At 71.6% G+C, this 22,571-nt stretch carries 19 protein-coding genes and 1 tRNA gene; 9 read left to right on the top strand and 11 right to left on the bottom strand.

What is annotated here, in order from left to right:
• Nucleotides 1-94: 94 nt before the first annotated feature.
• The 3 genes from SNA_RS04670 to SNA_RS04660 form a co-directional block, all read right to left on the bottom strand.
• Nucleotides 95-418: an FmdB family zinc ribbon protein gene (locus tag SNA_RS04670; protein ID WP_030069430.1), complete on the bottom strand. Its 324-nt coding sequence runs from the start codon at nucleotides 416-418 to the stop codon at nucleotides 95-97.
• 193 nt (nucleotides 419-611) lie between these two features.
• A complete protein-coding gene (locus tag SNA_RS04665) occupies nucleotides 612-1,904 on the bottom strand; it encodes an MFS transporter (RefSeq protein ID WP_030069432.1) in 1,293 nt (430 codons plus the stop codon).
• Between the two features lie 339 nt (nucleotides 1,905-2,243).
• Nucleotides 2,244-3,842 carry a potassium/proton antiporter gene (locus SNA_RS04660; RefSeq protein ID WP_078969679.1) on the bottom strand — a complete coding sequence of 533 codons (1,599 nt, stop codon included), beginning with the start codon at nucleotides 3,840-3,842 and terminating at the stop codon, nucleotides 2,244-2,246.
• 173 nt (nucleotides 3,843-4,015) lie between these two features.
• Here SNA_RS04660 and SNA_RS04655 point away from each other — a divergent pair, with 173 nt between their 5' ends.
• Nucleotides 4,016-6,724 carry a penicillin acylase family protein gene (locus SNA_RS04655; protein ID WP_030069436.1) on the top strand — a complete coding sequence of 903 codons (2,709 nt, stop codon included), beginning with the start codon at nucleotides 4,016-4,018 and terminating at the stop codon, nucleotides 6,722-6,724.
• Nucleotides 6,725-6,838: 114 nt separating this feature from the next.
• Here the strand turns inward: SNA_RS04655 and SNA_RS04650 are convergent, their stop codons facing one another.
• Entirely contained in the window at nucleotides 6,839-7,513 is a 675-nt protein-coding gene (locus SNA_RS04650; RefSeq protein ID WP_078969678.1) for a 5-formyltetrahydrofolate cyclo-ligase, read from the bottom strand.
• Between the two features lie 124 nt (nucleotides 7,514-7,637).
• Here SNA_RS04650 and galU point away from each other — a divergent pair, with 124 nt between their 5' ends.
• The 7 genes from galU to SNA_RS04615 all read left to right on the top strand — a co-directional run bounded on the left by galU (nucleotide 7,638) and on the right by SNA_RS04615 (nucleotide 12,896).
• Nucleotides 7,638-8,540 (top strand): UTP--glucose-1-phosphate uridylyltransferase GalU, encoded by a 903-nt coding sequence (galU, locus tag SNA_RS04645; RefSeq protein WP_030069440.1) that lies wholly within the window; start codon nucleotides 7,638-7,640, stop codon nucleotides 8,538-8,540.
• Nucleotides 8,541-8,544: 4 nt separating this feature from the next.
• Nucleotides 8,545-9,861, top strand: coding sequence for a molybdotransferase-like divisome protein Glp (glp, locus tag SNA_RS04640; protein ID WP_030069442.1), 1,317 nt, complete (start codon nucleotides 8,545-8,547; stop codon nucleotides 9,859-9,861).
• A 63-nt stretch (nucleotides 9,862-9,924) separates the two neighbouring features.
• Entirely contained in the window at nucleotides 9,925-10,407 is a 483-nt protein-coding gene (gene moaC, locus SNA_RS04635; protein WP_030069445.1) for a cyclic pyranopterin monophosphate synthase MoaC, read from the top strand.
• Nucleotides 10,404-10,907: a MogA/MoaB family molybdenum cofactor biosynthesis protein gene (locus tag SNA_RS04630; RefSeq protein ID WP_030069447.1), complete on the top strand. Its 504-nt coding sequence runs from the start codon at nucleotides 10,404-10,406 to the stop codon at nucleotides 10,905-10,907. The genes moaC and SNA_RS04630 overlap by 4 nt, the downstream gene beginning before the upstream one ends.
• Nucleotides 10,908-10,921: 14 nt before the next feature.
• Nucleotides 10,922-11,536 (top strand): GNAT family N-acetyltransferase, encoded by a 615-nt coding sequence (locus tag SNA_RS04625; protein ID WP_030069449.1) that lies wholly within the window; start codon nucleotides 10,922-10,924, stop codon nucleotides 11,534-11,536.
• Nucleotides 11,537-11,688: 152 nt separating this feature from the next.
• Nucleotides 11,689-12,720: a divisome protein SepX/GlpR gene (gene sepX, locus SNA_RS04620; RefSeq protein WP_044363399.1), complete on the top strand. Its 1,032-nt coding sequence runs from the start codon at nucleotides 11,689-11,691 to the stop codon at nucleotides 12,718-12,720.
• A 103-nt stretch (nucleotides 12,721-12,823) separates the two neighbouring features.
• Nucleotides 12,824-12,896: transfer RNA gene (locus SNA_RS04615), tRNA-Ala, on the top strand.
• A gap of 61 nt (nucleotides 12,897-12,957) precedes the next feature.
• On the opposite strand, the gene gph is transcribed toward SNA_RS04615, so the two are convergent.
• From gph to SNA_RS04580, 7 genes are all read right to left on the bottom strand, one after another.
• Nucleotides 12,958-13,749, bottom strand: a complete 792-nt coding sequence (gene gph, locus SNA_RS42105) for a phosphoglycolate phosphatase (RefSeq protein ID WP_157879862.1) — start codon at nucleotides 13,747-13,749, stop codon at nucleotides 12,958-12,960.
• Between the two features lie 14 nt (nucleotides 13,750-13,763).
• Complete coding sequence (locus tag SNA_RS42100) at nucleotides 13,764-15,266, bottom strand: hypothetical protein (RefSeq protein ID WP_044363396.1); 1,503 nt, start codon at nucleotides 15,264-15,266, stop codon at nucleotides 13,764-13,766.
• Nucleotides 15,263-16,825, bottom strand: a complete 1,563-nt coding sequence (locus tag SNA_RS04600) for an L-tyrosine/L-tryptophan isonitrile synthase family protein (protein WP_078969677.1) — start codon at nucleotides 16,823-16,825, stop codon at nucleotides 15,263-15,265. The genes SNA_RS42100 and SNA_RS04600 overlap by 4 nt, the downstream gene beginning before the upstream one ends.
• A gap of 199 nt (nucleotides 16,826-17,024) precedes the next feature.
• The gene (locus SNA_RS04595; RefSeq protein WP_030066972.1) at nucleotides 17,025-18,299 is read right to left on the bottom strand and encodes an MFS transporter; all 1,275 of its coding nucleotides are present in this window, start codon (nucleotides 18,297-18,299) and stop codon (nucleotides 17,025-17,027) included.
• Between the two features lie 563 nt (nucleotides 18,300-18,862).
• Nucleotides 18,863-20,161 (bottom strand): glycosyltransferase, encoded by a 1,299-nt coding sequence (locus tag SNA_RS04590; protein ID WP_030066971.1) that lies wholly within the window; start codon nucleotides 20,159-20,161, stop codon nucleotides 18,863-18,865.
• A gap of 63 nt (nucleotides 20,162-20,224) precedes the next feature.
• Nucleotides 20,225-21,013 (bottom strand): MerR family transcriptional regulator, encoded by a 789-nt coding sequence (locus tag SNA_RS04585; RefSeq protein WP_044363394.1) that lies wholly within the window; start codon nucleotides 21,011-21,013, stop codon nucleotides 20,225-20,227.
• Between the two features lie 81 nt (nucleotides 21,014-21,094).
• Nucleotides 21,095-21,619 carry a GNAT family N-acetyltransferase gene (locus SNA_RS04580; RefSeq protein WP_030066968.1) on the bottom strand — a complete coding sequence of 175 codons (525 nt, stop codon included), beginning with the start codon at nucleotides 21,617-21,619 and terminating at the stop codon, nucleotides 21,095-21,097.
• 80 nt (nucleotides 21,620-21,699) lie between these two features.
• On the opposite strand from SNA_RS04580, the gene SNA_RS04575 reads away from it, so the two are divergent.
• Entirely contained in the window at nucleotides 21,700-22,503 is an 804-nt protein-coding gene (locus SNA_RS04575; protein WP_030066967.1) for an exodeoxyribonuclease III, read from the top strand.
• The last annotated feature ends 68 nt before the right edge of the window (nucleotides 22,504-22,571 follow it).

The following is a 22,571-nucleotide window of genomic DNA, read 5'->3' as shown; positions in this document are numbered from 1 at the left end:
CACACTATCGGGGCAGGCCCCGTCGGCACCCGGTTGGCCCGGGAAAAGCAACGGACCCCGCCGGCGGTGCCGGCGGGGTCCGCAAAGACGCTGGTCAGGCCGCGGAGCTGCTGCTGCCCGAGGATGCGGCGGCCGGGGCCGCCGACTTCGTGTCGGAGGAGCCGGAGCCGCTCGACGAGGAAGAGGAGCCCGACGAGTCCGAGGAGGACGAGCTCTTGGCGGGGCTGCTGCTGGACGACGAGCCGCGGCTGTCGTTGCGGTAGAACCCGGAGCCCTTGAAGACGATGCCGACCGCGGAGAACACCTTCTTGAGGCGTCCGTTGCAGCTGGGGCACTCGGTGAGCGCGTCGTCGGTGAACTTCTGGACCGCCTCGAGGCCCTCGCCGCACGCGGTGCACTGGTACTGGTAGGTCGGCACGTGACTTCCTCCTGGCACTCTCACTCGATGAGTGCTAACGACGTTCCATAGTGCAGTATTCCGGCCCGTCAGTCCACTGTGGACGGGATACGGTGACCGACCCCACGTCCGGACGGAGGCCCGCCCCACGTCCGTCGGGGCGCCCGCCCCGCGGCCCGGAAGCCGCTCACCGCACCGCCACTTCAGGCTTCGCTCAGGCGCTCGCCAGCTCGCGCTCCCGCTCCTCGTGGGCGGCGTCGGCCGCGGCGGCGGAGCCCTGGGAGGCGACCACCGTCGAGGCGCGCGGCGCCAGATGTGCGCGCAGCGCGAGCAGCACGGTCAGCGCCAGCGCCGTACCGGCCAGCGGCACCAGGAACCCGGCGCTCGGGCCGAAGCGGTCGGTCAGCTGGCCGGCCATGGAGGACGAGGCGGCCTGGCCCAGCGCCACCGCGCCGGTCAGCCAGGTGAAGGCCTCCGTACGGGCGGCGGCCGGCACCAGGGAGTCGACCAGGGTGTAGCCGGAGATCAGGGCCGGGGCGATGCACAGGCCGACGACCAGGCCGATGGCGGCCAGCAGCGGCACCGCGGTCGCCGTCCACAGCGGGGTGGTGGCCAGCGCGAGCAGTCCGTAGGCCACCAGGAGGCGGCGGCGCGGGCCGACCTTCCAGGCGATGGCGCCGCAGGCGATACCGGCGAGCATGTTGCCGGCCGCGAAGATCCCGTAGAGGAGGCCGTTGATGCCGGGGTGGCCGATGTGCTGGGTGAAGGCGGTCAGCGAGACCTGCATGCCGCCGAAGACGGTGCCGATGCCGAGGAACGCCACGATCAGGACGCGTACGCCGGGCACCGACAGGGCCGAGGCGTGCGGGCGGTCGTCGGCCGGGGTGCGGTGGGCGGGCGGCTGGGTGCGTCGCTGCGCGGCGAACAGCAGGCCGCCGGCCAGCGTGAGCACGGCCTCGGCGACCAGGCCCGCGGCCGGGTGGATGCCGGTGCACAGCGCGGTCGCCAGCACCGGGCCGACGACGAAGGTGAACTCGTCGGTGACCGACTCGAAGGCGGCGGCGGTCGGCATCAGCGGGCTGCCGCCGAGCTTGGCCGCCCAGCGGGCCCGCACCATCGGGCCGACCTGCGGCGTCGAGGCGCCGGTGGGGACGGCGACGGCGAGCAGCGCCCACAGGGGGGCGTGGGCGAGGGCGAGGGTGGTCAGGAAGGCGACGCCGACGACGTGGATCAGTACGCCGGGGAGCAGGACCGCGCGCTGGCCGAAGCGGTCGGCGAGCTTGCCGCTCTGCGGGGCGAACAGCGCCATCGAGACGCCGGTGGCCGCGGTGACCGCGCCCGCGGAGCCGTAGGAGCCGGTGGTCGACTGGACGAGCAGGGTGATGCCGATGGTCAGCATGGCGAACGGCTGCCGGGCCAGAAAGCCGGGAAGCACGAAGGTCCATGCACCGGGGGTGCGCAGCAGGTGTCCGTAACCGGGACGGGAGTCCTTGACCGCGGATGCCACGGCCGGGCCTTTCTGCCGCCTGGTAGCGCGCCGCCGCGAGGTCGTCACGGGTACGCGCCGAGAGCTGTCCTCTCGCGCAGGACCGAGTGATACCGCGTGGTCCCCACTAAAGGAAGTGGCTGCGTGTGTGGCAGTGGACCGCGGCCGCCGAGCGGTCGCGCCAGCTCTGCATCAGGCAGAGGTGGTTCGTTTCTTTCCCCTTCATAGTACAGATCCCGGCCCGTGAAGCCCTGGGATTAACCAGGGCTTCACGCGGAATTCCTTGGGATCCGTGGAGAGATGCGGCACATACCGGCCGGTCGGGTCGCCCCTGCTCGCCCGGGGGCCCGGCTGCCCCGCTCACCCGGCGGCGCGGCCCCCGCGCTGACCGCCCTGCCCCCGGTGACCGCGGTGCCCCAGGTGCCCGCCCGTCCCCAGCCAGCCGGCCAGCTTGCCGCCCTGGGAGACCGCCTGGAGCCGCCGCTCGGCCGCGTCCCGTACCGGATCGGTGGCCACCACCAGCAGCTCGTCGCCCCGCCGCAGCACGGTCGTCGGCGACGGTACGAAGCTGGAGCCGTCCCGTACGACGAGGGTGACCGCGGCGCCCGCCGGCATCCGCAGCTCGCCGACCTCGACGCCGTGCATCCGGGAGGCGGGGCCGATGGAGGTGGACAGCAGATGGCCGCGCAGCCGCTCCAGAGGGGCGGACTCGATGCCCAGGTCGGCGGCCTCCTCGCCGTCGCCCAGCCGGAGCCGGCGGGCGAGCCAGGGCAGCGTCGGGCCCTGGACGAAGGTGTAGACGACGACCAGGACGAAGACGATGTTGAAGACGGTCTCGCTGCCGGGGATGTTGGTGACCATCGGGATCGTCGCCAGGACGATGGGCACCGCACCGCGCAGACCGGCCCAGGACAGCAGGGTCTGCTCCCGCCAGGGAACGCGGAACGGCAGCAGGCTCAGCAGGACCGACAGCGGACGGGCCACGAGGGTCAGGATCATGCCGATGACCAGGGCCGGGACTATGTCGTCCAGGAGGTTGTGCGGGGTGACCAGCAGGCCCAGCAGGACGAACATGCCGATCTGGCCGATCCAGCCGAGCCCCTCGGCGAAGCCGCGGGTGGCCGGGGCGTGCGGCAGTTTGGCGTTGCCGAGGACGACGGCGGCCAGATAGACGGCGAGGAAGCCCGAGCCGTGGGCCAGGGCGCCGGCCGCGTAGGCGGAGACGGCGATGGCCATGACGGCGATCGGGTAGAGGCCGGAGGCGGGCAGTGCCACATGCCGCATGCCGTACGCGCCGAGCCAGCCGACGGCCAGTCCGACGGCGGCGCCGATGGCCAGCTCCAGGGCTATTTTCCCGAGCAGGGCGTACCAGTGCTCGACGGGTCCGGCCGTGGAGAACGCCACGACCAGGATGACCACCGGTGCGTCGTTGAAGCCCGATTCGGCCTCCAGGACACCCGTCAGGCGGGAGGGCAGCGGCACATTGCGCAGGACGGAGAAGACCGCGGCCGCGTCCGTCGAGGAGACCACCGCGCCGATCAGCAGCGCCTGGCGCCAGTCGAGCCCGGCCAGATAGTGCGCGCCCGCCGCGGTGACCCCCACGCTCACCGCAACACCGACCGTAGAGAGCATCGCGGCCTGTGGCAGCGCCGGCTTGATCTCTTTCCACTTCGTGCCCAGGCCGCCCTCCGCGAGGATGACGACAAGGGCCGCGTAGCCCAGCAGTTGGGTCAGCTCGGCGTTGTGGAAGACGATGCCGCCGAGGCCGTCCTGCCCTATGGCGATGCCTATCCCCAGGTAGATGAGCAGGCTGGGGAGCCCGCTGCGCGAGGAGAGCCGTACCGCGGCCACGGCGATGAGCAGTACGAGCGAGCAGACCAGCAGGAGTTCGTTGAGATGGTGGACAGTCAGGAGCCGGTCCTTTCTCGCACGGGCCGGAGGGGGCCTTGGGCCGGTTATGGGCTTTACGGGCGGTTGTGTCCCTACGATCCTTACCGTATCTAGTTACTGAGGCTAACAATTTACCATTGCTTGAACGTTTGAGGTGCCGGTTGTGACTCCGCGTAGGGCTCGCCGGAGCCGTGCGCCTATGGTTGCTCCAGCACTCCCACCCTGCCCCTCGAAGGACAGAGATGCCCGCCAACAAGTCCGGCCCAGCCCCAAAGAAGAAGAAGGGGCGGCGCGGCCGTCTCGTCGCCATCACGGTCGTGCTGCTGCTCGTGGCGGGCATCGGCTGTGGCGCGTACTGGGGCGTCAGCACCGTACGTGCCTCCTTGCCGCAGACCACCGGCTCGCTCAAACTTCCCGGGCTGGCTCACCCGGTGGACGTCGCCCGCGACGGCAACGGCATCCCGCAGGTCTACGCCGACACCGATGAGGACCTCTTCCGGGCCCAGGGCTACGTCCAGGCCCAGGACCGCTTCTGGGAGATGGACGTCCGCCGTCACATGACCGCCGGCCGGCTGTCGGAAATGTTCGGCAAGGGCCAGGTCAAGACCGACGCATTCCTGCGCACGCTGGGCTGGCACCACGTCGCGCAGAAGGAGTACGACACCAAGCTGTCGCCCAGCACGAAGGCGTACCTCCGGGCCTACTCGGACGGCGTCAACGCCTACCTCAAGGAACACCAGGGCTCGGCCCTGTCCCTGGAGTACGCGGCGCTGGGCCTCCAGAACGACTACACGCCCGAGAAGTGGACGCCGGTCGACTCGGTCGCCTGGCTCAAGGCGATGGCCTGGGACCTGCGCGACAACATGCAGCAGGAGATCGACCGGTCCCTGATGACCAGCCGCTTCACCCCCGAGCAGATCGCCCAGCTCTACCCCGCGTACCCGTACCAGCGGAACAAGCCGATCGTCGAGGGCGGTTCGGTCGACCGGGCCACCAAGCAGTTCCGGCCCAAGGGCGCGGTCAACGCCGCCCCGGCCGGCACCGCCGTCGCGGGCGTGCAGTCGAAGCTGTCGTCGCTGTCCACGACCCTCGACAAGGTCCCGGCGCTGCTCGGCCCCAACGGCAACGGCATCGGCTCCAACTCCTGGGTCGTCTCCGGTGACCACACCACCACCCGCAAACCGCTGCTGGCCAACGACCCGCACCTGGCCCCGCAGATGCCCTCGCTCTGGTACCAGATGGGCCTGCACTGCCGCACCGTCGGCCCCAAGTGCAACTACGACGTCTCCGGCTTCACCTTCTCCGGCATGCCCGGCGTCGTCATCGGCCACAACCAGAACGTGTCGTGGGGCATGACCAACCTGGGCGCCGATGTCTCCGACCTCTACCTGGAGAAGATCAGCGCCGGCGGCTACCTCTACGACAACCGGCAGCGCCCCTTCCTCACGCGCAAGGAGACCATCAAGGTCGCCGGCGGGGAGAGTCACCACATCACCGTCCGGTCCACCAACAACGGCCCGATCGTCTCCGACCGCGACGACGAGCTGGCCGGCGTCGGCAAGGACGCCCCCGTCGGCAACGCCGCGCCCGACCGCGGCGACGGCTACGCCGTCTCGCTGCGCTGGACCGCCCTGGACCCCGGAAAGTCCATGGACGGCGTCTTCGAGCTCGACCGCGCCAAGGACTGGACGACCTTCCGCAAGGCCGCCGAGCACTTCGAGGTCCCCTCGCAGAACCTGATCTACGCCGACACCAAGGGCAACATCGGCTACCAGGCGCCCGGCCGCATCCCGGTCCGCGGCGCCGGCGACGGCACCTACCCGGCGCCCGGCTGGGACCCGAAGTACCAGTGGAAGAGCTTCATCCCCCAGCAGGCCCTGCCCTACGAGTACAACCCCAAGCGCGGCTACATCGTCACCGCCAACCAGGCCGTCATCGACGAGAAGAAGTACCCCTACCTCCTCACCAAGGACTGGGGCTACGGCGCCCGCAGCCAGCGGATCAACGACCTGATCGAGTCGAAGATCAAGGACGGCGGCAAGGTCTCCACGGACGATATGCAGACCTTCCAGAAGGACAACAGCAGCGAGATCGCCCGGCTGCTGACCCCGTACCTGACGAAGATCGACATCAAGGACAAGTACGTCCGCGACGCCCAGCAGCTGCTGGACGGCTGGGACTTCACCCAGGAGCCCGACTCCGCCGCGGCCGCCTACTTCAACGCCGTCTGGCGCAACACCCTCAAGCTCGCCTTCGGCAACAAGATGCCCAAGGAACTGCGGCTGGAAGGCCAGTGCCTGACCGTCCACCCGGCGAACGAGACCGGCCCCGCCGACGACCTCGACAAATGGGTGCGCGAATGCGGCCGGCGGGCCGCCGACTCGGCGCAGCCCGACGGTGGCGACCGCTGGTACGAGGTCGTCCGCGGCATCCTGGACGACCCGAACAACGCCTGGTGGAAGACCGAGGACCGGCCCGGCCACCCCGGTGACAAGAACCGCGACCAGCTGCTCGCCGAGGCCATGAAGGACGCCCGCTACGAGCTGACCGCCAAGCTCGGCAAGAACATCGACAACTGGAGCTGGGGCCGCCTGCACCAGCTGTACCTGAACAACCAGACGCTGGGCACCGACGGACCCGGCTTGCTCCAGGGCCTGTTCAACCGCGGGCCGTGGAACGTCGGCGGCGGCGAGGCCGCGGTGGACGCCACCGGCTGGAACGCCGCGGGCGGCTACAAGGTCACCTGGGTCCCGTCCATGCGGATGGTCGTCAACCTCGCCGACCTCGACAAGTCGCGCTGGATCAACCTCACCGGGGCCTCCGGGCACGCCTACAGCGACCACTACTACGACCAGACCGACAAGTGGGCCAAGGGCGAACTGCTGCCCTGGGCGTTCGGCGAGGCGGCCGTCAAGAAGAGGACGAAGGACACGCTGACGCTGTCCCCGTAAGGGCGCGGCCTCAGGGGGCGCCCTGAGACCGCAGCACCAGCAAGATCACGCCGTCGGGCGGGCCGGACGTTCCCGGCCCGCCCGACGGCGTTCTCGGGCTTACGGCATTCCGGCTTACGCCTTTCCGGGCTTTCCGGGCTTTCCGGTCCTGTCGGGCTTTGCGAAGCGGTGTACGCCCGACGGCGTCACCGCCGCGTCCACCGGCCGGTCGTGCTCCTCCACCGGCACCTCGTCCAGCACCTCCGCGTCGTACAGCAGCACCACCAGCGACGCCGGCGCCTCCGCCCGCTCCAGCCGCGCCAGCACCCGGTCGTAGGAGCCGCCGCCGCGCCCCAGCCGCAGCCCCCGCCGGTCCACCGCCAGCCCCGGCAGCAGCACCACATCGGCCCCGGTGACGGCGTCCGGTCCCAGCCGCTCACCGGCGGGCTCCAGCAGCCCCCAGCCGGCCCGTACGAGCCGCTCGACGCCCTCGTAGGGGGCCCAGTCCAGATCGTTGTCCGGCAGCAGGACGGGCAGCAGCACCCGCACCCCCGCCGCCCGCAGCTCATCCAGCAGCGGACGCGTGGAGGGCTCCTGCCCGATGGAGACATAGGCGGCCACGGTCAGCGGACCGGCCCCGCCGGAGGAACCACCCGTCTCACCCGGCTCACCCGGCCTGCTGGTACTTTCCCCCGGTTGCACGGCACGGAATTCCGCCAGTTCCCGCGTCCGGCGGGCCAGCGCCTCGCCCGTGGCCGCGACGACATCCGGCGGCAACGCTCTCCTCACCTCCAGGAGATCCCGCCGCAACCTGCGCTTTCTATCGTGATCAGACGTGTGACCAGAGTTCACTTGTGGGCCCTTGCTCCCGCTCTCCTGCTCTTTTCACCGGACCCTCATCATCGTGCCGAATGAGCCGGTTAGGGTGTCGCGCATGACTCCATCGCACACACGGATCAGCAAGGCTGTCATCCCGGCAGCCGGCCTCGGCACCCGGTTTCTCCCTGCTACGAAGGCCACACCGAAGGAGATGCTCCCGGTCGTCGACAAGCCCGCCATCCAATACGTGGTGGAGGAGGCGGTCGCCGCCGGACTCTCCGACGTCCTGATGGTGACCGGCCGCAACAAGCGCCCCCTCGAGGACCACTTCGACCGCAACTACGAGCTCGAAGAGGCCTTGCACCGCAAGGGCGACCGGTCCCGCCTCGCCAGCGTCCAGGAATCCAGCGACCTGGCCACCATGCACTACGTACGCCAGGGCGACCCCAAGGGCCTGGGCCACGCCGTCCTGTGCGCCGAGCCCCACGTGGGCGACCAGCCCTTCGCGGTCCTCCTCGGCGACGACCTCATCGACCCCCGCGACCCCCTGCTGGCGCGCATGGTCGACATACAGGAGCAGCACGGCGGCTCGGTGATCGCCCTCATGGAGGTCGACCCGTCCCAGATCCACCTGTACGGGTGTGCCGCCGCCACCCCCACCGGTGACGACGACGTCGTCGTGGTCACCGACCTGGTGGAAAAGCCCGACCCCGCCGACGCCCCCAGCAACCTCGCCATCATCGGCCGCTACGTCCTCGACCCGGCCGTCTTCGAGGTGCTGCGCAAGACCGAACCGGGCCGCGGCGGCGAGATCCAGCTGACCGACGCCCTCCAGGCACTGGCCGCCGACCCCGCCCTCGGCGGCCCCGTACACGGCGTCGTCTTCAAGGGCCGGCGCTATGACACCGGAGACCGTGGCGACTACCTGCGTGCCATTGTCAGACTGGCATGCGAACGTGAAGACCTGGGCCCGGACTTCAGGGCCTGGCTTCGCAGCTACGTCACCGAGGAGATGTAGGACGTTGAACGGCACCACCGACCAGACCCGCCACCAGGACCGCGTCTGGTCGGTGGCCGAGCATCTCGACGACGTGCTCTCCAAGATCCATCCGCTCCAGCCGATCGAGCTGCAACTCCTCGACGCCCAGGGCTGCGTCCTGGTGGAGGACATCACCGTCCCCCTCGCCCTGCCGCCCTTCGACAACAGCTCCATGGACGGCTATGCCGTCCGCGTCGCCGATGTCGCGGGCGCCACCGAGGAGTTCCCCGCCGCCCTCACCGTCATCGGCGATGTCGCGGCCGGCAGCGGCGAGCCGCCCGCCATCGGCCCCGGGGAGGCGGCCCGCATCATGACCGGCGCCCCGGTTCCGCCCGGCGCCGAGGCCGTCGTCCCCGTCGAATGGACCGACGGCGGCAGCGGTGAGGGCCCCGTCCTGACCATGAGGCATGCCACCGCCGCCCCCCAGGACGCCACCGGCGAGGTCCGCGTCCACCGCCCCGTGGAGCCGCGCGCCCATATCCGCGCCAAGGGCAGTGATGTCACCGCGGGCGAGCCGGCCCTGCGCGCCGGTACGGTCCTCGGCCCGCCCCAGATCGGCCTGCTCGCCGCCATCGGCCGCGGCACGGTGAAGGTCCGCCCCCGCCCCCGGGTCGTGGTGATGTCCACCGGCAGTGAACTGGTCCAGCCCGGCGAGGCGTTGGGCCCCGGCCAGATCCACGACTCCAACAGCTTCCAGCTCACCGCCGCCGCCCGCGACGCCGGAGCCATCGCCTACCGGGTCGGCGCCGTCGCCGACGACGCCGAGACGCTGCGCGCCACCCTGGAGGACCAGCTCATCCGCGCCGACATCCTGGTCACCAGCGGCGGAGTCAGCGTCGGCGCCTACGACGTGGTCAAGGAGACCCTGACCGACTTCTCCGCCGAGGAGGGCACGGTCGAGTTCCGCAAGCTGGCCATGCAGCCCGGCAAGCCCCAGGGCTTCGGCCTCATCGGCCCCGACCGCACCCCGCTGATGGCGCTGCCCGGCAACCCCGTCAGCTCGTACGTCTCCTTCGAGCTCTTCGTCCGCCCCGCCATCCGCACCCTGATGGGCCTGCCGGACGCCCACCGTCCCACCGCCCAGGCCGAGTGCACCGAGCCCCTCGCCTCCTCGCCCAAGGGCAAGCGCCAGTTCCTGCGCGGCTCCCACGACCCGGAGACCGGCAAGGTCACCCCGGTGGGCGGCACCGGCTCCCATCTGATCAAGGCCCTGGCGCATGCCAACGCGCTGATCATCGTCCCGGAGGACGTCACCGAGGTCGCCGCGGGCGACAAGGTGGAGGTCGTCCTGCTCGGGTAGCCGCCGGGCGGTGCGGGTACGGTGTCGTCCCACAGGCGCGGCACGGCACGGTCCAGGAGAACGATGAGCAGCGGCCAGCAACACCTCACCCACATCGACGCGGCGGGCGCGGCCCGGATGGTCGACGTATCGGAGAAGTCCGTCACCGCCCGCACCGCCCGCGCCCGCGGCCGCGTCCTGGTATCGCCGCAGGTCATCGAGCTGCTGCGGGGTGAGGGCATGCCGAAGGGCGATGCGCTGGCCACCGCCCGGATCGCCGGCATCATGGGCGCCAAGCGCACCCCCGAGCTGATCCCGCTCTGCCACCCCCTGGCCGTCTCCGGCGTCACGGTGGACCTCACCCTCACCGACGAGGCCGTCGAGATCGCCGCCACGGTCAAGACCACCGACCGCACCGGCGTCGAAATGGAGGCGCTGACCGCCGTCTCCGTCGCCGCCCTCACCGTCGTCGACATGATCAAGGCCGTCGACAAGGCGGCCGTCATCTCCGACATCCGCGTCGAGGAGAAGACCGGCGGCAAGTCCGGCGACTGGACCCGCGGATGAGCCCCGCCCGCGCCCTGGTCGTCACGGCCTCCAACCGCGCCGCCGCCGGCGTCTACCCCGACAAGGGCGGCCCGCTCCTGGCCGAGGGCCTCACCGCCATGGGCTTCACCGTCGACGGCCCCCAGATCGTGCCCGACGGCGACCCCGTCGAAGCCGCCCTCCGCGCCGCCGTGGACTCCGCCCGTTACGCCGTCATCCTCACCACCGGCGGTACGGGCCTCTCGCCGACCGACCGCACCCCCGAGGCCACCCGCCGCGTCCTGGACTACGAGGTCCCCGGCATCCCCGAGGCCATCCGCGCCGCCGGGCGCGACAAGGTCCCCACCGCCGCCCTCTCCCGCGGCCTGGCGGGCGTGGCCGGTAGGACCCTGATCGTCAACCTCCCCGGCTCGACCGGCGGCGTACGCGACGGGCTGGCCGTCCTTGCGGACCTCCTCCCGCACGCCGTCGACCAGATCCACGGCGGCGATCACCCCAGACCCACCGGGAGCCCGAGCTGAACGCGTTCTGGCCGGTGGTCCTGACGGACGGTGAGATCACCCTCCGCCCGATAAAGGCGCGCGACCAGCGCCCCTGGCGCGAGGTCAACCGCCGCAACCGCGACTGGCTGCGCCCCTGGGAAGCCACCATCCCGCCGCCCCCGCCCGGCATTCCCTCGCCGCACCGCCCCACCTTCCGCCAGATGGTCCGGCATCTGCGCGCCGAGGCCCAGGCGGGCCGCATGCTCCCGTTCGTCATCGAATACCAGGGCCGCCTCGCCGGACAGCTCACCGTCGCCGGTATCACCTGGGGCTCCATGTGCTCGGGGCATATCGGCTATTGGGTCGACAAGGAAGTCGCCGGACGCGGCGTCATGCCGACCGCCGTGGCGCTCGCCGTCGACCATTGCTTCCGCGCCGTGGGACTGCATCGCATCGAGGTCTGTATTCGGCCGGAAAACACCCCCAGCCTGCGGGTGGTGGAGAAACTCGGCTTCCGTGAAGAAGGCATCCGCCCGCGCTATCTGCACATCGACGGCGCCTGGCGCGACCATGCGGTATTCGCGCTGACTGCGGAAGAAGTGCCCGAGGGCTTGCTCAACCGCTGGCGCCGGCGGCGCCCCAGTACACCGGGCACACCCCACAAATGAAATAAATGTTCGAATAAAGTGTCCGACCTGACCGCATTGCCGACCAGGTCTCTCTGACAATCGCAAAAAAAGTTCGAGATATCAGCCAGATCGTGCGACACACCGGCTCAATTGGCGGATGGCCCCGCGCAAACCCCTCTACCGTGTGAGTTGTGAGAAGCAGCGGCCTCATCTACGCAGTCATCGTCGGGGCCTGGGCCGCCTATCTGGTGCCGATGTGGCTCCGTAGGCAGGACGAGCTCAACGAGGCCCGTCCGACCGAACGCTTCAGCACTGCCATCCGGCTCCTGTCCGGTCGTGCGGCCATGCAACGCCGTTACGACAAGGGGCAGGAGGAGTGCCCTGCCGACGATGCCGGCGACGAGCAGCACCCGGACGCCCTGGCCGACGAGGCCGGCGCCGGGTCCTTCGGCGACCCCGAACCGCTCCCCGAGGCCGAGGCCCCGCACACCCGCATCCAGGCGGGCCCGCACCGCCCCTCCCTCGCCGAGCGGACCAAGCGCGCCCGGGTCCTCGCCCGCCGCCGCCGCACCATCACGGTGCTCTTCCTCGTCTTCACCATCGGCGCCATCGCCGCGGCCGTCGGCGGCCTCCCCCTCCTGTGGGCCCCCGCCCTCCCCGCGGCCCTCCTGACCGCCTACATCGTCTACCTCCGCGTCCAGGAGCGCCGCCGCTTCGTCTTCACCATGGACCAGCGCAAGGCGGAGGTGGCGGCCCAGCGACTGCGGGAGGGCCGGCCCCGCCCTCAGCAGGCGGCCGACCAGCCGCCCGCCGACGACCACCAGCCCGACGTCCGCGCTGACGCCCCGGCCGAGGCCGCCCCCGAGGCGCCCCGCCCGGCCGCCCCCGCCTCCCACCACACCGCCGGCCGTCGCGCCCTCGTCGAGGAGACCGACCACGCCGAGTGGGTCGACCAGCAGCGCGAACGCGAACGCCCCCGCCCCGCCTCCGGCAGCTGGGACCCGGTCCCCGTCCCCCTCCCCACCTACGTCACCGCCCCGGTGGCCCCCCGCGCCACCAGCCACGTGGACCTCGACGCCGACGACGCCTGGAGCTCCGCCCGCTCCAGCGCCGCCCCCGAGCACCCCCACGACACCCCCCACACCGACCGCCGCCCCCGGGGCCGCACCCCCCTCTTCGACCAGTACGAGGACGAGGACCGCCCCCGCGCCGCCAACGAGTGACCCACACCACCCCGGCGCACGCCCCGGCGGCCCCTCCACTGACCAGCACCGAAAGCGATTTCCGGGCACCGCGACCGGGATGCTAGAGTTTCTCTCGTCGCAAGGGCCTGTGGCGCAGCTGGTAGCGCACCTCGTTCGCAACGAGGGGGTCAGGGGTTCGAGTCCCCTCAGGTCCACCGCACGACAACACGAGATCCCGGTCAGACGATCACCGTCCGGCCGGGATCTCGGCGTTTGTCAGGGTGTGGGGGCGGGGAGCGGGATGCCTGCGCCGCGCACCGTGGTGAAGAAGGTGGCGTAGTCCGTGAGTACCGCGTCCGGGGCGAGCGCGGCCACGTCGTCGTGGTAGCCGAACGCGACGCAGGCGACCGGGAGTCGGGCGGCACGGGCGGCGCGGACGTCGCTGGTGCTGTCGCCGACCATCAGCGCCGCCGTGCCCCCGGCCAGCTCGACGGTGTGCCGCAGGGGCCGGGGGTCCGGTTTGCGGACCGGCAGGGTGTCGCCGGTGACGACGGCGTCGACGCGTTCGGTCAGGTCCAGGGCGGCCAGCAACTCACCGGTGATCCGGCCGGACTTGTTGGTGCAGATCCCCAGGCGTACGCCACAGCCGCGCAGTTCGTCCAGGAGCCGGGCGGCGCCGGGGTAGACGGTGGAGTGGCGGACGGGTTCGGCGGCATAGGCGGTCAGGTAGGCGTCCTGGAGCTCGGCCACCTCTTCGTGCCCGGCTTCCCGGCCCGCCTTCGCCAGCGCCCGCCGCACCAGCGCGGTGCCGCCCAGGCCCACCTGGCCGCGTACCTCGGCCAGGGTCAGGGCGGGCAGCCCGGCCGGTTGCAGCGCCCGGTTCACGGCGTGGGCGATATCGGCGACGGTGTCGACGAGCGTGCCGTCGAGATCGAAGACGACCGTGTTGATAGTCGGGGCTGGGGCTGGGGCTGGGGCTGGGGCTGGGGATGGGGATGGCGTTGGGGCTGGGGCTGGGGCCGGGCCTGTGGTGGCCGGTGTGGTGAGTGTGGTGGTGGTCGGGTTCATCTTCCGTTGCCCCCTCATCCCTGCTCGGGGTCGAGGGCGAGGGCCAGGGAGCGTTGCCAGTCCGTGTCGGGGGAGACCAGGCACAGGGGCTGTCCGGTGCCCGCCAGCCAGTCGAAGACCGGGTGTGCCGCTGCTTCGTCCGTCAGGTGGACGGGGAGCGCCGAGGGGAGTTGGGAATGGAGTTCGGCCATGGTGCCGACCTCCGTACGGCCGCCGTCGGCCAGGTGCGCGGCGAGGTGCTGGGGCAGCAGGCCGGGGGCGCGCATGCCCAGGATCGCCAGGGCCGGCATGGCGGGGCGGTCGCGTTTCTCGTGCACGGTCAGCCGGATCGCGCGAGCCGGGGCGGCTTCCCCGCCCGCGGAAGGTGCATCGGTGGTTGTGTCGGTCCCGGTGGTCGCGCCGGCCCCGGTGGTCCCGCCGGTCGCCGCCTCCCGGTCCGCGGCGTGGATCGCCGCATAGCGGCGGGTGGCCTCCCACGCGATGTGGGCGAAGAAGTCGATGGCGTCCTCCAGGAGGTCCTCGCCGTCCTCGGTGTCGGCCAGTTGCTGCTCCCAGTGCTGCTGGAGGCCGGGGTTGACCAGGCAGGTGGTGGCGGCGCGGATCAGGAACGGGCCGCGTTCGGCGGGGGCGCCGGCCAGCCATGCGGTGAGGCGGTCCGGCAGGGCCACCCCGTGCGGAGCGGCGCCGTCCGCGGCCTGGGTGAGGACGGTGTCCCAGTCGACGTTGAACGCCACCGTGTGCAGCCGCGCCGTGATCTCCTCGTCGCTCGTCGCGGCGAGGGTGCGTTGGTAGATCTCCTGCCACGCCGTACGGTCCGCGTCGGTTCGCGCGGCCACGAAGTCGCCGAAGACGACCGTGCCGGAGGCCCCGAGCGCGTCCGCGACGGCCTGCCGCTGCGCGTCGTACGCCGCCAGCTGCTCGGGGCGGGTCAGCAGCGCGTCCTGGAAGCGGGTGCCGCCGGTCAGGACCGTCAGCCGCACCTCGCCGTCGAGTAACTGGCCCGCGGCCCGCATGAGGGCGGTCAGCCGCCCGATGGCCAGGGCCTCGGCGAGATCGGCATACGGGCCCGCCGTCTTCAGCCCGGCCAGACCGCGCTTGACCTGGCCCCAGGCGATCTCGAAGCGGAGCGGCCCCCCGGCTTCCAGCGCCCCGGCCAGGGACTGCTGGAGCGTGCGGACGTCGAGCCGGCCGGCGTTCTTGACCACCGTATGGGTGCGGAACAGTTCGGCGATCAGGGCGGCGCGCCGGTGCAGCGGGTCGTCCAGCCTGCTGTACAGGGCGTCGCCGGAGAGCGTCTCCAGTGTGCTGCGGGCCCGTTTGACCAGCGCCTTGACCTGCCGGTCCACCCCCTCCCGCCAGCGCGGAAGGATCTGGTCCCGGAGCGTCGCCGGGTCCAGTAGCGGGCCGGAGCCGGGCGCGAGGCCGTAGGGCGTGCGCAGCGCCGCGTCGGGGTCGTTGCGCAGCAGTGCGGGAAGGCCGCTGTCGCTGACGATGCGTTCGGGAGTGGTGGTGGTCATACCTCGGTCCTTTCCAGCATCCGGTGCAGGGTGTGGCGGAGCACCGGCTCGGCATCGTCGACGTAGGCGAGGGGCTGCCCGGTGGCCTCCAGCCGGGCCAGGGCCCGGTGGCGCGGGTCGCTGCCGTGCCGGGGTGTGCCCTTGATGAGCACCGGGATCTCGCCGCGGGCCTCCCGGTCGATCAGGTAGGTGTAGGTCGGCTTGGCCTGTCCCCCGGAGATGCTGTAGCCGCCCGTGGAGTGCTGGGCGGTCATATTGGCGTCCTTGGAGGTGGCGGTGACCAGATGCAGCTCGCCGGGCTTGCCGTGGATCGTCAACTTGACGGAGTCGGGGGCGAGTTGGCGGATCAGGTTCAGGTCCCGGTCGGCCAGTGAGATGGCCACGTAGCGGCACGCGGCATGCCAGGCTTCGCGGCGCAGCGTCCGGTGCAGGGTCGTCACGTCGTATCCGGCACCCGCGGCCAGGCCCATGTCGGGACGTCCCCGGTGGCGGGAGAGCCTCCTGGGCAGCGAGGCGACGTAGTAGGCGTACGCGCGCCGGGCCGCGTCCGGCCAGCCGCCGTGTTCGTCGCGCGCCGTGGCGAACGCCTCGTAGTTCGCCGAGGTGGCGATGGACCAGAAGGTGTGGACGAGCTGGCTGCCGATCTCGTCGTGGTCGGCGAGGCCGGCCAGCCAGGACCGCGGGTCCTCCGGGTCGAACAGCTCCCCGTAACTGGTCAGCAGCCGCTTCTCCCAGGTGGCGTAGTGCTGTTGGCGGGCCTGGAAGAGGTCGGCGCTCAGGCCGTCGCGCAGCCACTCCTCGTAGTCGGCGACGTGCAGCACGTCGCTCGCGCCGAGTTCGCCGATCCAGTCGCGCAGGGTGCTCTGGTAGTCCTCGACGACCGCGTCCGGGGTGCGGCAGGCCCTGTTGTACTTGCGGCCGTCGGCGAGGAGGGTGAACCGGCCGCCGGTGGGGCTGAGGACGTCGATGACGTGCGCGAGCGCCGCGCAGCGGGCCAGCGAGTGCAGTTCGGCGGTGTCCGGTGCGACGCCGCGGTTCTTGACGGGGGAGTACGGCTTGCGGGAGAAGACGGGGAAGACCAGCTGGACGGGCTCTCCCCGGGCGATCACGTCCCTTATGCGGTCGCGCAGTTCGGCGCGGGTGAGATGGTCCTTCTTGGTCCGGAACCACTTGGTGTCGAACAGCGCCTCGGCGATCACCTCGGGCGCCCCCGGCCGGGCCGTCCCGTACTCGCCGTGCCGTTTGCGGGCCCGGGCCAGGGCGGCGTCGACCTTGCCCGCCGCCGCGCGGGACACATTGGCGCGCAGCGTCGGCAGGACGAAATCCAGCCAGTAGTCGGCGTCCATGCCCACCGCCTTGGTGGCGAACTCCCCCTGGGAGTAGAGGGCGAACGGATGCCGGCGCACATTCCTGATCAGCCGATGGCCGTCGGATATCTGGCTTTTGCGCTGCTCCTCGTGGAGATCTCGCTCCGACAGGGCGCGCTGCGCGCCGATGAGGGCCGCTGCGGACTGGGCGGGCCCGGTCGTTAAGGCACCGGTGTGCGAGGTTAAGGACATGCTGATCCCCCGTTGATGTGCGTACGTATGGGTCGGCGTACGTATGGGTTGGCTTGCAGATGGGTCGACGTGCGTATGGGTCGGCGTACGGAGTGGTCGGCTGCGTACGGGTCGGTGGTCGTGTTGCCCGGTGGTCGCCGTGCTCGGTGGTCGCCGTGCTCGTCGGTCGCCGTGCTCGGCGGGCGCGGGCGGTTGGCCGCTATCCGCGCCGGGTGGTGCGGGAGCGGAGCAGGTAGCCGAGGGTGATCAGGGCGCTGAGCGCGATCGGAGCGAGCAGAGCGGCGTTCATCGGAGTCCAGCCCAGGGCGTCCAGCACCGGCCCGGCGCTCAGCGAGCCGACCGCGGATCCGCCCAGGGTGAAGATCTCCCCGACGCCCTGGATGACGGAACGTTCCTGCGGGCGGTAGGAGTTGGCGACGAGCGCGGAGCCGGAGACGTACATCAGGTTCCAGCCCACGCCGATCAGGCCCAGGGCGATCATGAAGTTCATATGGGACGGACCGGCCATCGCGACGGCCGTGCCCAGCGCGCTGATGGCGCCGCCGATCAGCAGCGTCCAGCCCGCCCCGATCTTCTTGGTGAGCCGTCCGGACACGAAGGCGGTGGCGTACATGCCGACCATGTGCCACTGGATGACCTGCGCGCCGTCGTGGACGGTGTGCCCGGCGCGGACCGCGGCCAGGGGGGCGGCGGTCATCAGGGACGACATGACGAAATAGCCCACGCACGAGCCGACGGCACCCGCGAGGAAGACCGGCTGCCGGGCGATCTCCTTGAGGGTGCGCGCTGCGCGGCTCTCCTCGGGCTCGGGTCCGGCCGTGGCCGGTGCCGGGGCGGCGGGGCCGTCCGCCGTCAGCAGCGACAGCACGCCGAGGGAGATCAGCGCGAGCACGGTGACCAGCGCATAGGAGCCGGCGAACTCGACCGGCAGGACGTCCTTCACGGTGGTCGCCAGGAACGGCCCGATGACCGCCGCGATCACACCGCCGGACAGCACGGTCGAGATGGCCTTGCCGCGCTGCTCGGGCGGGTGGATGTCGGCCGCCGCGTAGCGGTAGTAGCCGGCGAACGCCTGGTAGACGCCGATGCAGGCGATGCCGCAGCAGAACAGCACGAACTGCTGGGTATACAGGGCGGTGACCGAGGCGAGGCCGCCGAGCATCGCGGCGCCGGAGCCGACGAGGAAGCCGGCCTTGCGTCCGTAGCGCCTCATGAAGGCGGACGCGGGATAGGTGGCGCACCAGGAGCCGACGCTGATGAGCGCGAACGGCAGTGTGGCGAGCGCGGGCACGGGGGCCAGCTTGAGGCCGACCAGGCCGGTGAGGGTCAGGTCGATGCTGATGCCGAAGTAGTACAGCATCTGACTGGTCGTCAGCAGCGTCATGGTGCGCCGCCGATGCTGCGCGGCGGGCTCCGGCCGCTGCGCGGATGCCGTTGTGGTCTTCTCGTTCGCATCCTGGGTGGGCTGTGCCATCAGCGCTCCCCTAAACGGGAGGAGGCCGGGAACGCGTGCATCCCGGGCGCGCTGCCGGATTCCGTTCCGGAGGGCGGTCGTTCCTTCATGTCCACCTTGGGATTCCTCTGAGAACTCGGGTAACTCTGTGCGGCGAAATACCTGTTGACGCCGGCGGCAATAAGACTCACTGAGTTGTCGCGGACGCGCAAGCACATTTCCCGTCCCTCTCTCCGGTGTCCGCGTACCCCCAGTGACCTGCGGTGTCCTGGTCGGTGGCGGTCTGCTGCGAAGTCTTTGCGTCGATCTAACGGCGCTGTGACAACCATGTGGCCACGCTGCAAATTCCCGCCGTCTCCGCCGTACCGTTGGCATGCGTACCGCCTCGCGGGGGATTCCGGGTGGCCCGCCCATCGAAACGGTATAAGGGATTCCGCTTTTCTGGCCCGCAGTGCTCTCGCAATTACCTGCCGACCGCTCGGTCGGCTTTCCGTAAATGCCTTCAGGATTGGCCGATAAAGCCTCCCGGAAGGGAGGAATCCGGTACGCCCGGCCGTCGGGATGACCGCCGGGGCGCGGTGGTGTCAGGGCGCCAGGCGGCCCACCGCGGCGACGACCGCACCGGCGCCGTCTTCGGCGGCGAGGCGGTGGGCGGCCCGGGTGGCGTGCGCACGGAGGGCGGGGTCGGTGGTGGCCCGGGTGAGGGCTTGGGCGAGGCGGCTCTCGGCGTCGGGGGAGGCGAGGTCCCCGAAGGGGATCGGGGCGGTTGCGGCGCCGAGGGCGGTGAGGCGGGCGGCCCAGAAGGGCTGATCGGCGGTGACGGGGACGGGCACCGTGGGCACCCCGGCACGCAGGCCCGCGGCGGCGGTACCCGCGCCGCAGTGGTGGACCACCGCGGCCATCCGCGGGTGCAGCAGGGCGTGCGGGACCGCGCCGATGGTGAGGATGTCGCCGTCGGCCGGTTCCGCGGCCAGCTGCGCCCAGCCGGACTGGAGGATGCCGCGGACCTTGGCGCGGCGCAGCGCCCGTACGGCCAGGGAGCCCAGCCGTTCGCCCTCGCCGGAGGCCATGCTGCCGAAGCCGATGAGGACCGGCGGCGGGCCGGAAGCGAGGAAGTCCTCCACGACGGAGGGAAGTTGCGCGTCGGGGGAGTGGTGGGGCCACCAGTTCCCCACGACCTCCAGGCCGGGGCGCCAGTCGGCGGGGCGCGGGACCAGGACCTCGCTGAAGCCGTGGAGAACGGGTGGCGCGGCCGCCTCGGTGCGGCGGCGGACCGTACGCCGGGAGGCGGGCGGCAGCCCGAGGTGGGCGCGGAGGTCGCGGGTCGCCTCGGCGTAGAGGCGGTCGATGACGCGCAGGGCGAGGCGGCCGGCGGTGCGGTTGCCCCAGCGGCCCAGGGAGCGCCCACCGCTGACGACGGGGGCGAAGTCGCCGGTGGGGGCGTTGGGGACGAGGGGCAGGTCCAGCGACGGGATGCCCATCGCCTCGGCGATCTGGCGGCCGAGCGGGGCCGTGGTGGCGGAGAGGAGCAGGAGTTCGGTGTCCGGGCGCACCGCCTCGGCGAGCCCGTCGCCGAGGCGGTGGATGAAGGCAGCGGCCTGGCGCATCAGGGCCCGGTTGCCGCCGGTGGGGGGCGTTTGCCGGGCAGGCTCCTGCCGGCCGCGCTCCTCTTGGCCGGGCTCCTGGCCCGCGGTGGGTCGGGCGGTGCGGGGGTCGGCCGGGAGGGGACGGAATTCCAGGCCCGCGGCCCGTACGAGAGGGGCGTAGGCGTCGTGGGTGGCGAGGGCGACCTCGTGTCCGGCGGCGCGGAGGCGGGCGCCGACGCCGGTGTACGGGGCGATGTCGCCGTAGGAGCCGGCGGCGGTGATCAGGATTTTTGGCATGACTATGTCATCTCCTGCTCGGAGGTCGAGGTGATGGGGGTGGCCCGCGGGGAAGAGAGCCGGTCAGCTCTCGCCGCTCGCGTCCGCCTGCCGTACGGCGTTGGCGTGGACCGCCGTCCGCAGGTACGCGGCGAGGGCCGGGCGCTGTTCGCTCGGCGGGACCACCAGGGCGAAGGCGCGGGGGTCGGCGGCGAAGTCGTCGGCGATGCGGCCATGCATGGCGGTGGGGCACGGCGTGAACCAGCGGGAGATGTGCCGGCGGTGTTCCTCGGCGAGGTCCATGGCGCGCTCGCCGTCCGCCGGCTCCCCCGCATCGAACGCGGCGGTCAGCCGCTGCCGCCACGCGGCGGCCTCGGCCATGATCTGCGCCCAGTCCTCCTTCGAGTGCGTCGCGGCCCGTGCCATGGAGCGCTGATGCCCCTCGCTGTGCCGCCACTTCAGCTGCGCCTCGGTGGCGTAGCTGAGATCGAAGGCGATCTCGCCGAAGACCTCGAACCGTTCCTCGGGAGTCAGCCGCACACCCGTCTGCTGGACCTCCATCGCCTGCTCGGCGACCTCGACCAGCCGCTGGAGCTTGGTGATCTGCTCGGTCAGCAGGCGGTGCCGGGCGCGCAGCTGGTCCAGGGCGTTGGCCTGGGGGTCCTCCAGGATGGTGGCGATCTCGTCGAGGGGGAAGCCGAGTTCCCGGTAGAAGAGGATCTGCTGGAGCCGGGCGAGGTCGGCGTCACCGTAGAGGCGGTAGCCGGCCGGGCTGCGGTCGCTCGGGGAGAGCAGGCCCGCCTTGTCGTAGTGGTGCAGGGTACGCACCGTGACCCCTGCGAAGCCGGCGACCTGTCCGACCGAGTAGCCCATCGCAGCGCCCTTCCCTCCCGTACGGCCCGGGGCCCGATGTCCCCGCCGTCGATCAGAGTGCGGCCTGACGTCGGGTGAGGGTCAAGCGGGTGGGAGCCCTCCTACCAGCGGCTTTGCCAGGCAGCGACTGTCGTCGTAGGTCCGGTACAGCCCGAACTTCGTCACCGGCACATAGCCGCTGGACGCGTACAGCTCCAGCGCCTCGGGCTGCTTGGTGCCGGTCTCCAGCACCATGCGGGACCGCCCCGCGGCCCGCGCATCCGCCTCCAGGGCGGCGAGGATCTTCCGGGCCAGCCCGCGCCCGCGCGCCTCCGGGAGCACGAACATCCGCTTTATTTCGGCGTCACCGGCCGCGTATCCCTCGGCGGCGTCCTCCTGCGCCCGCCAGCCGCCGGTGGCCAGCGGCCGGTCCCCCTCGTAAGCGATCAGATACAGACCGTGCGGCGGGAGGAACATCCCCGGATCGAGCGGGGTGATGTCGCCGTCCCCGTAGCGGCGGGCGTACTCCTGCTGCACCAGCGCGTCGAGCGTGACCGCGTCCGGGTGGTCGTAGCGGACGGGGTGTATGTCGACGGGGCGTATCGCGGATGTCTCCCGTGTCTCCATTCGCGCAAGCGTACGGGGGAGCGGCGGCGCGGCATGAGACGGGGTTCGGGGGCGGCGGGCGGGATGGGTATCGTGCCCCGGTGCTCACCGTGACGACTGTGAATGTGAACGGGCTGCGTGCCGCGGCCAAGAAGGGCTTCGTCCCGTGGCTGGCGGAGACCGGGGCCGACGTGCTCTGCCTCCAGGAGGTACGGGCCGAGACCGCGCAGCTGCCCGACGAGGTACGCGACCCCGAGGGCTGGCACACGGTGCACGCCCCGGCCGCCGCCAAGGGCCGGGCCGGCGTCTCCCTCTACACCCGGCGGCGGCCGGACCGTGTGCGGGTGGGCTTCGGCTCGGCGGAATTCGACGACAGCGGGCGCTACGTCGAGGCCGACCTGCCCGGCGTGACCGTCGCCAGCCTCTACCTGCCTTCCGGCGAGGTCGGCACCGAGCGGCAGGACGAGAAGGAGCGCTTCCTGGCGGAGTTCCTCCCCTACCTCGTCGACCTGCGCAAACGCTCCGCGGCGGACGGCCGCGAGGTCGTGGTCTGCGGCGACTGGAACATCGCCCACCAGGAAGCCGACCTCAAGAACTGGAAGGCCAACCAGAAGAAGTCCGGCTTCCTCCCGGAGGAACGCGCCTGGCTGACCGATGTCCTGGCCGAGGAACGCGGCGGGTACGTGGACGTCGTCCGCGCCCTCCACCCGGACACCGAGGGCCCGTATTCCTGGTGGTCCTACCGGGGCCGGGCCTTCGACAACGACGCAGGGTGGCGTATCGACTACCAAATGGCCACGCCGGGCCTGGCGCGGCGGGCGGTGAAGGCGTACGTGGAGCGGGCGGACAGCTATGACCAGCGGTGGAGCGATCATGCGCCGGTCACCGCGGTGTTCGACCTGTAGGACTCCGGGTGAACGGTAAGGCTCCGGACGGCCTGCGCGGGCACCGCCGGTGAAGGACTGGTGAGGAA

The sequence above is a fragment of the Streptomyces natalensis ATCC 27448 genome (assembly GCF_000935125.1).
Classification (GTDB): domain Bacteria; phylum Actinomycetota; class Actinomycetes; order Streptomycetales; family Streptomycetaceae; genus Streptomyces; species Streptomyces natalensis.
Note: the sequence above shows the minus strand (reverse complement) of the source record. Positions and strands in the feature narration are given on the sequence as shown.

Bases quoted from the DNA above. Each gene is read 5' to 3' on its own strand.
- SNA_RS04590 (WP_030066971.1), bottom strand. From the start codon at position 20,161: ATGCCAAAAATCCTGATCACCGCCGCCGGCTCCTACGGCGACATCGCC.
- SNA_RS42100 (WP_044363396.1), bottom strand. From the start codon at position 15,266: ATGACCACCACCACTCCCGAACGCATCGTCAGCGACAGCGGCCTTCCC.
- SNA_RS04585 (WP_044363394.1), bottom strand. From the start codon at position 21,013: ATGGGCTACTCGGTCGGACAGGTCGCCGGCTTCGCAGGGGTCACGGTG.
- SNA_RS04595 (WP_030066972.1), bottom strand. From the start codon at position 18,299: ATGGCACAGCCCACCCAGGATGCGAACGAGAAGACCACAACGGCATCC.
- galU (WP_030069440.1), top strand. From the start codon at position 7,638: ATGACTCCATCGCACACACGGATCAGCAAGGCTGTCATCCCGGCAGCC.
- moaC (WP_030069445.1), top strand. From the start codon at position 9,925: ATGAGCAGCGGCCAGCAACACCTCACCCACATCGACGCGGCGGGCGCG.
- gph (WP_157879862.1), bottom strand. From the start codon at position 13,749: ATGAACCCGACCACCACCACACTCACCACACCGGCCACCACAGGCCCG.
- SNA_RS04655 (WP_030069436.1), top strand. From the start codon at position 4,016: ATGCCCGCCAACAAGTCCGGCCCAGCCCCAAAGAAGAAGAAGGGGCGG.
- SNA_RS04600 (WP_078969677.1), bottom strand. From the start codon at position 16,825: ATGTCCTTAACCTCGCACACCGGTGCCTTAACGACCGGGCCCGCCCAG.
- SNA_RS04580 (WP_030066968.1), bottom strand. From the start codon at position 21,619: ATGGAGACACGGGAGACATCCGCGATACGCCCCGTCGACATACACCCC.
- SNA_RS04630 (WP_030069447.1), top strand. From the start codon at position 10,404: ATGAGCCCCGCCCGCGCCCTGGTCGTCACGGCCTCCAACCGCGCCGCC.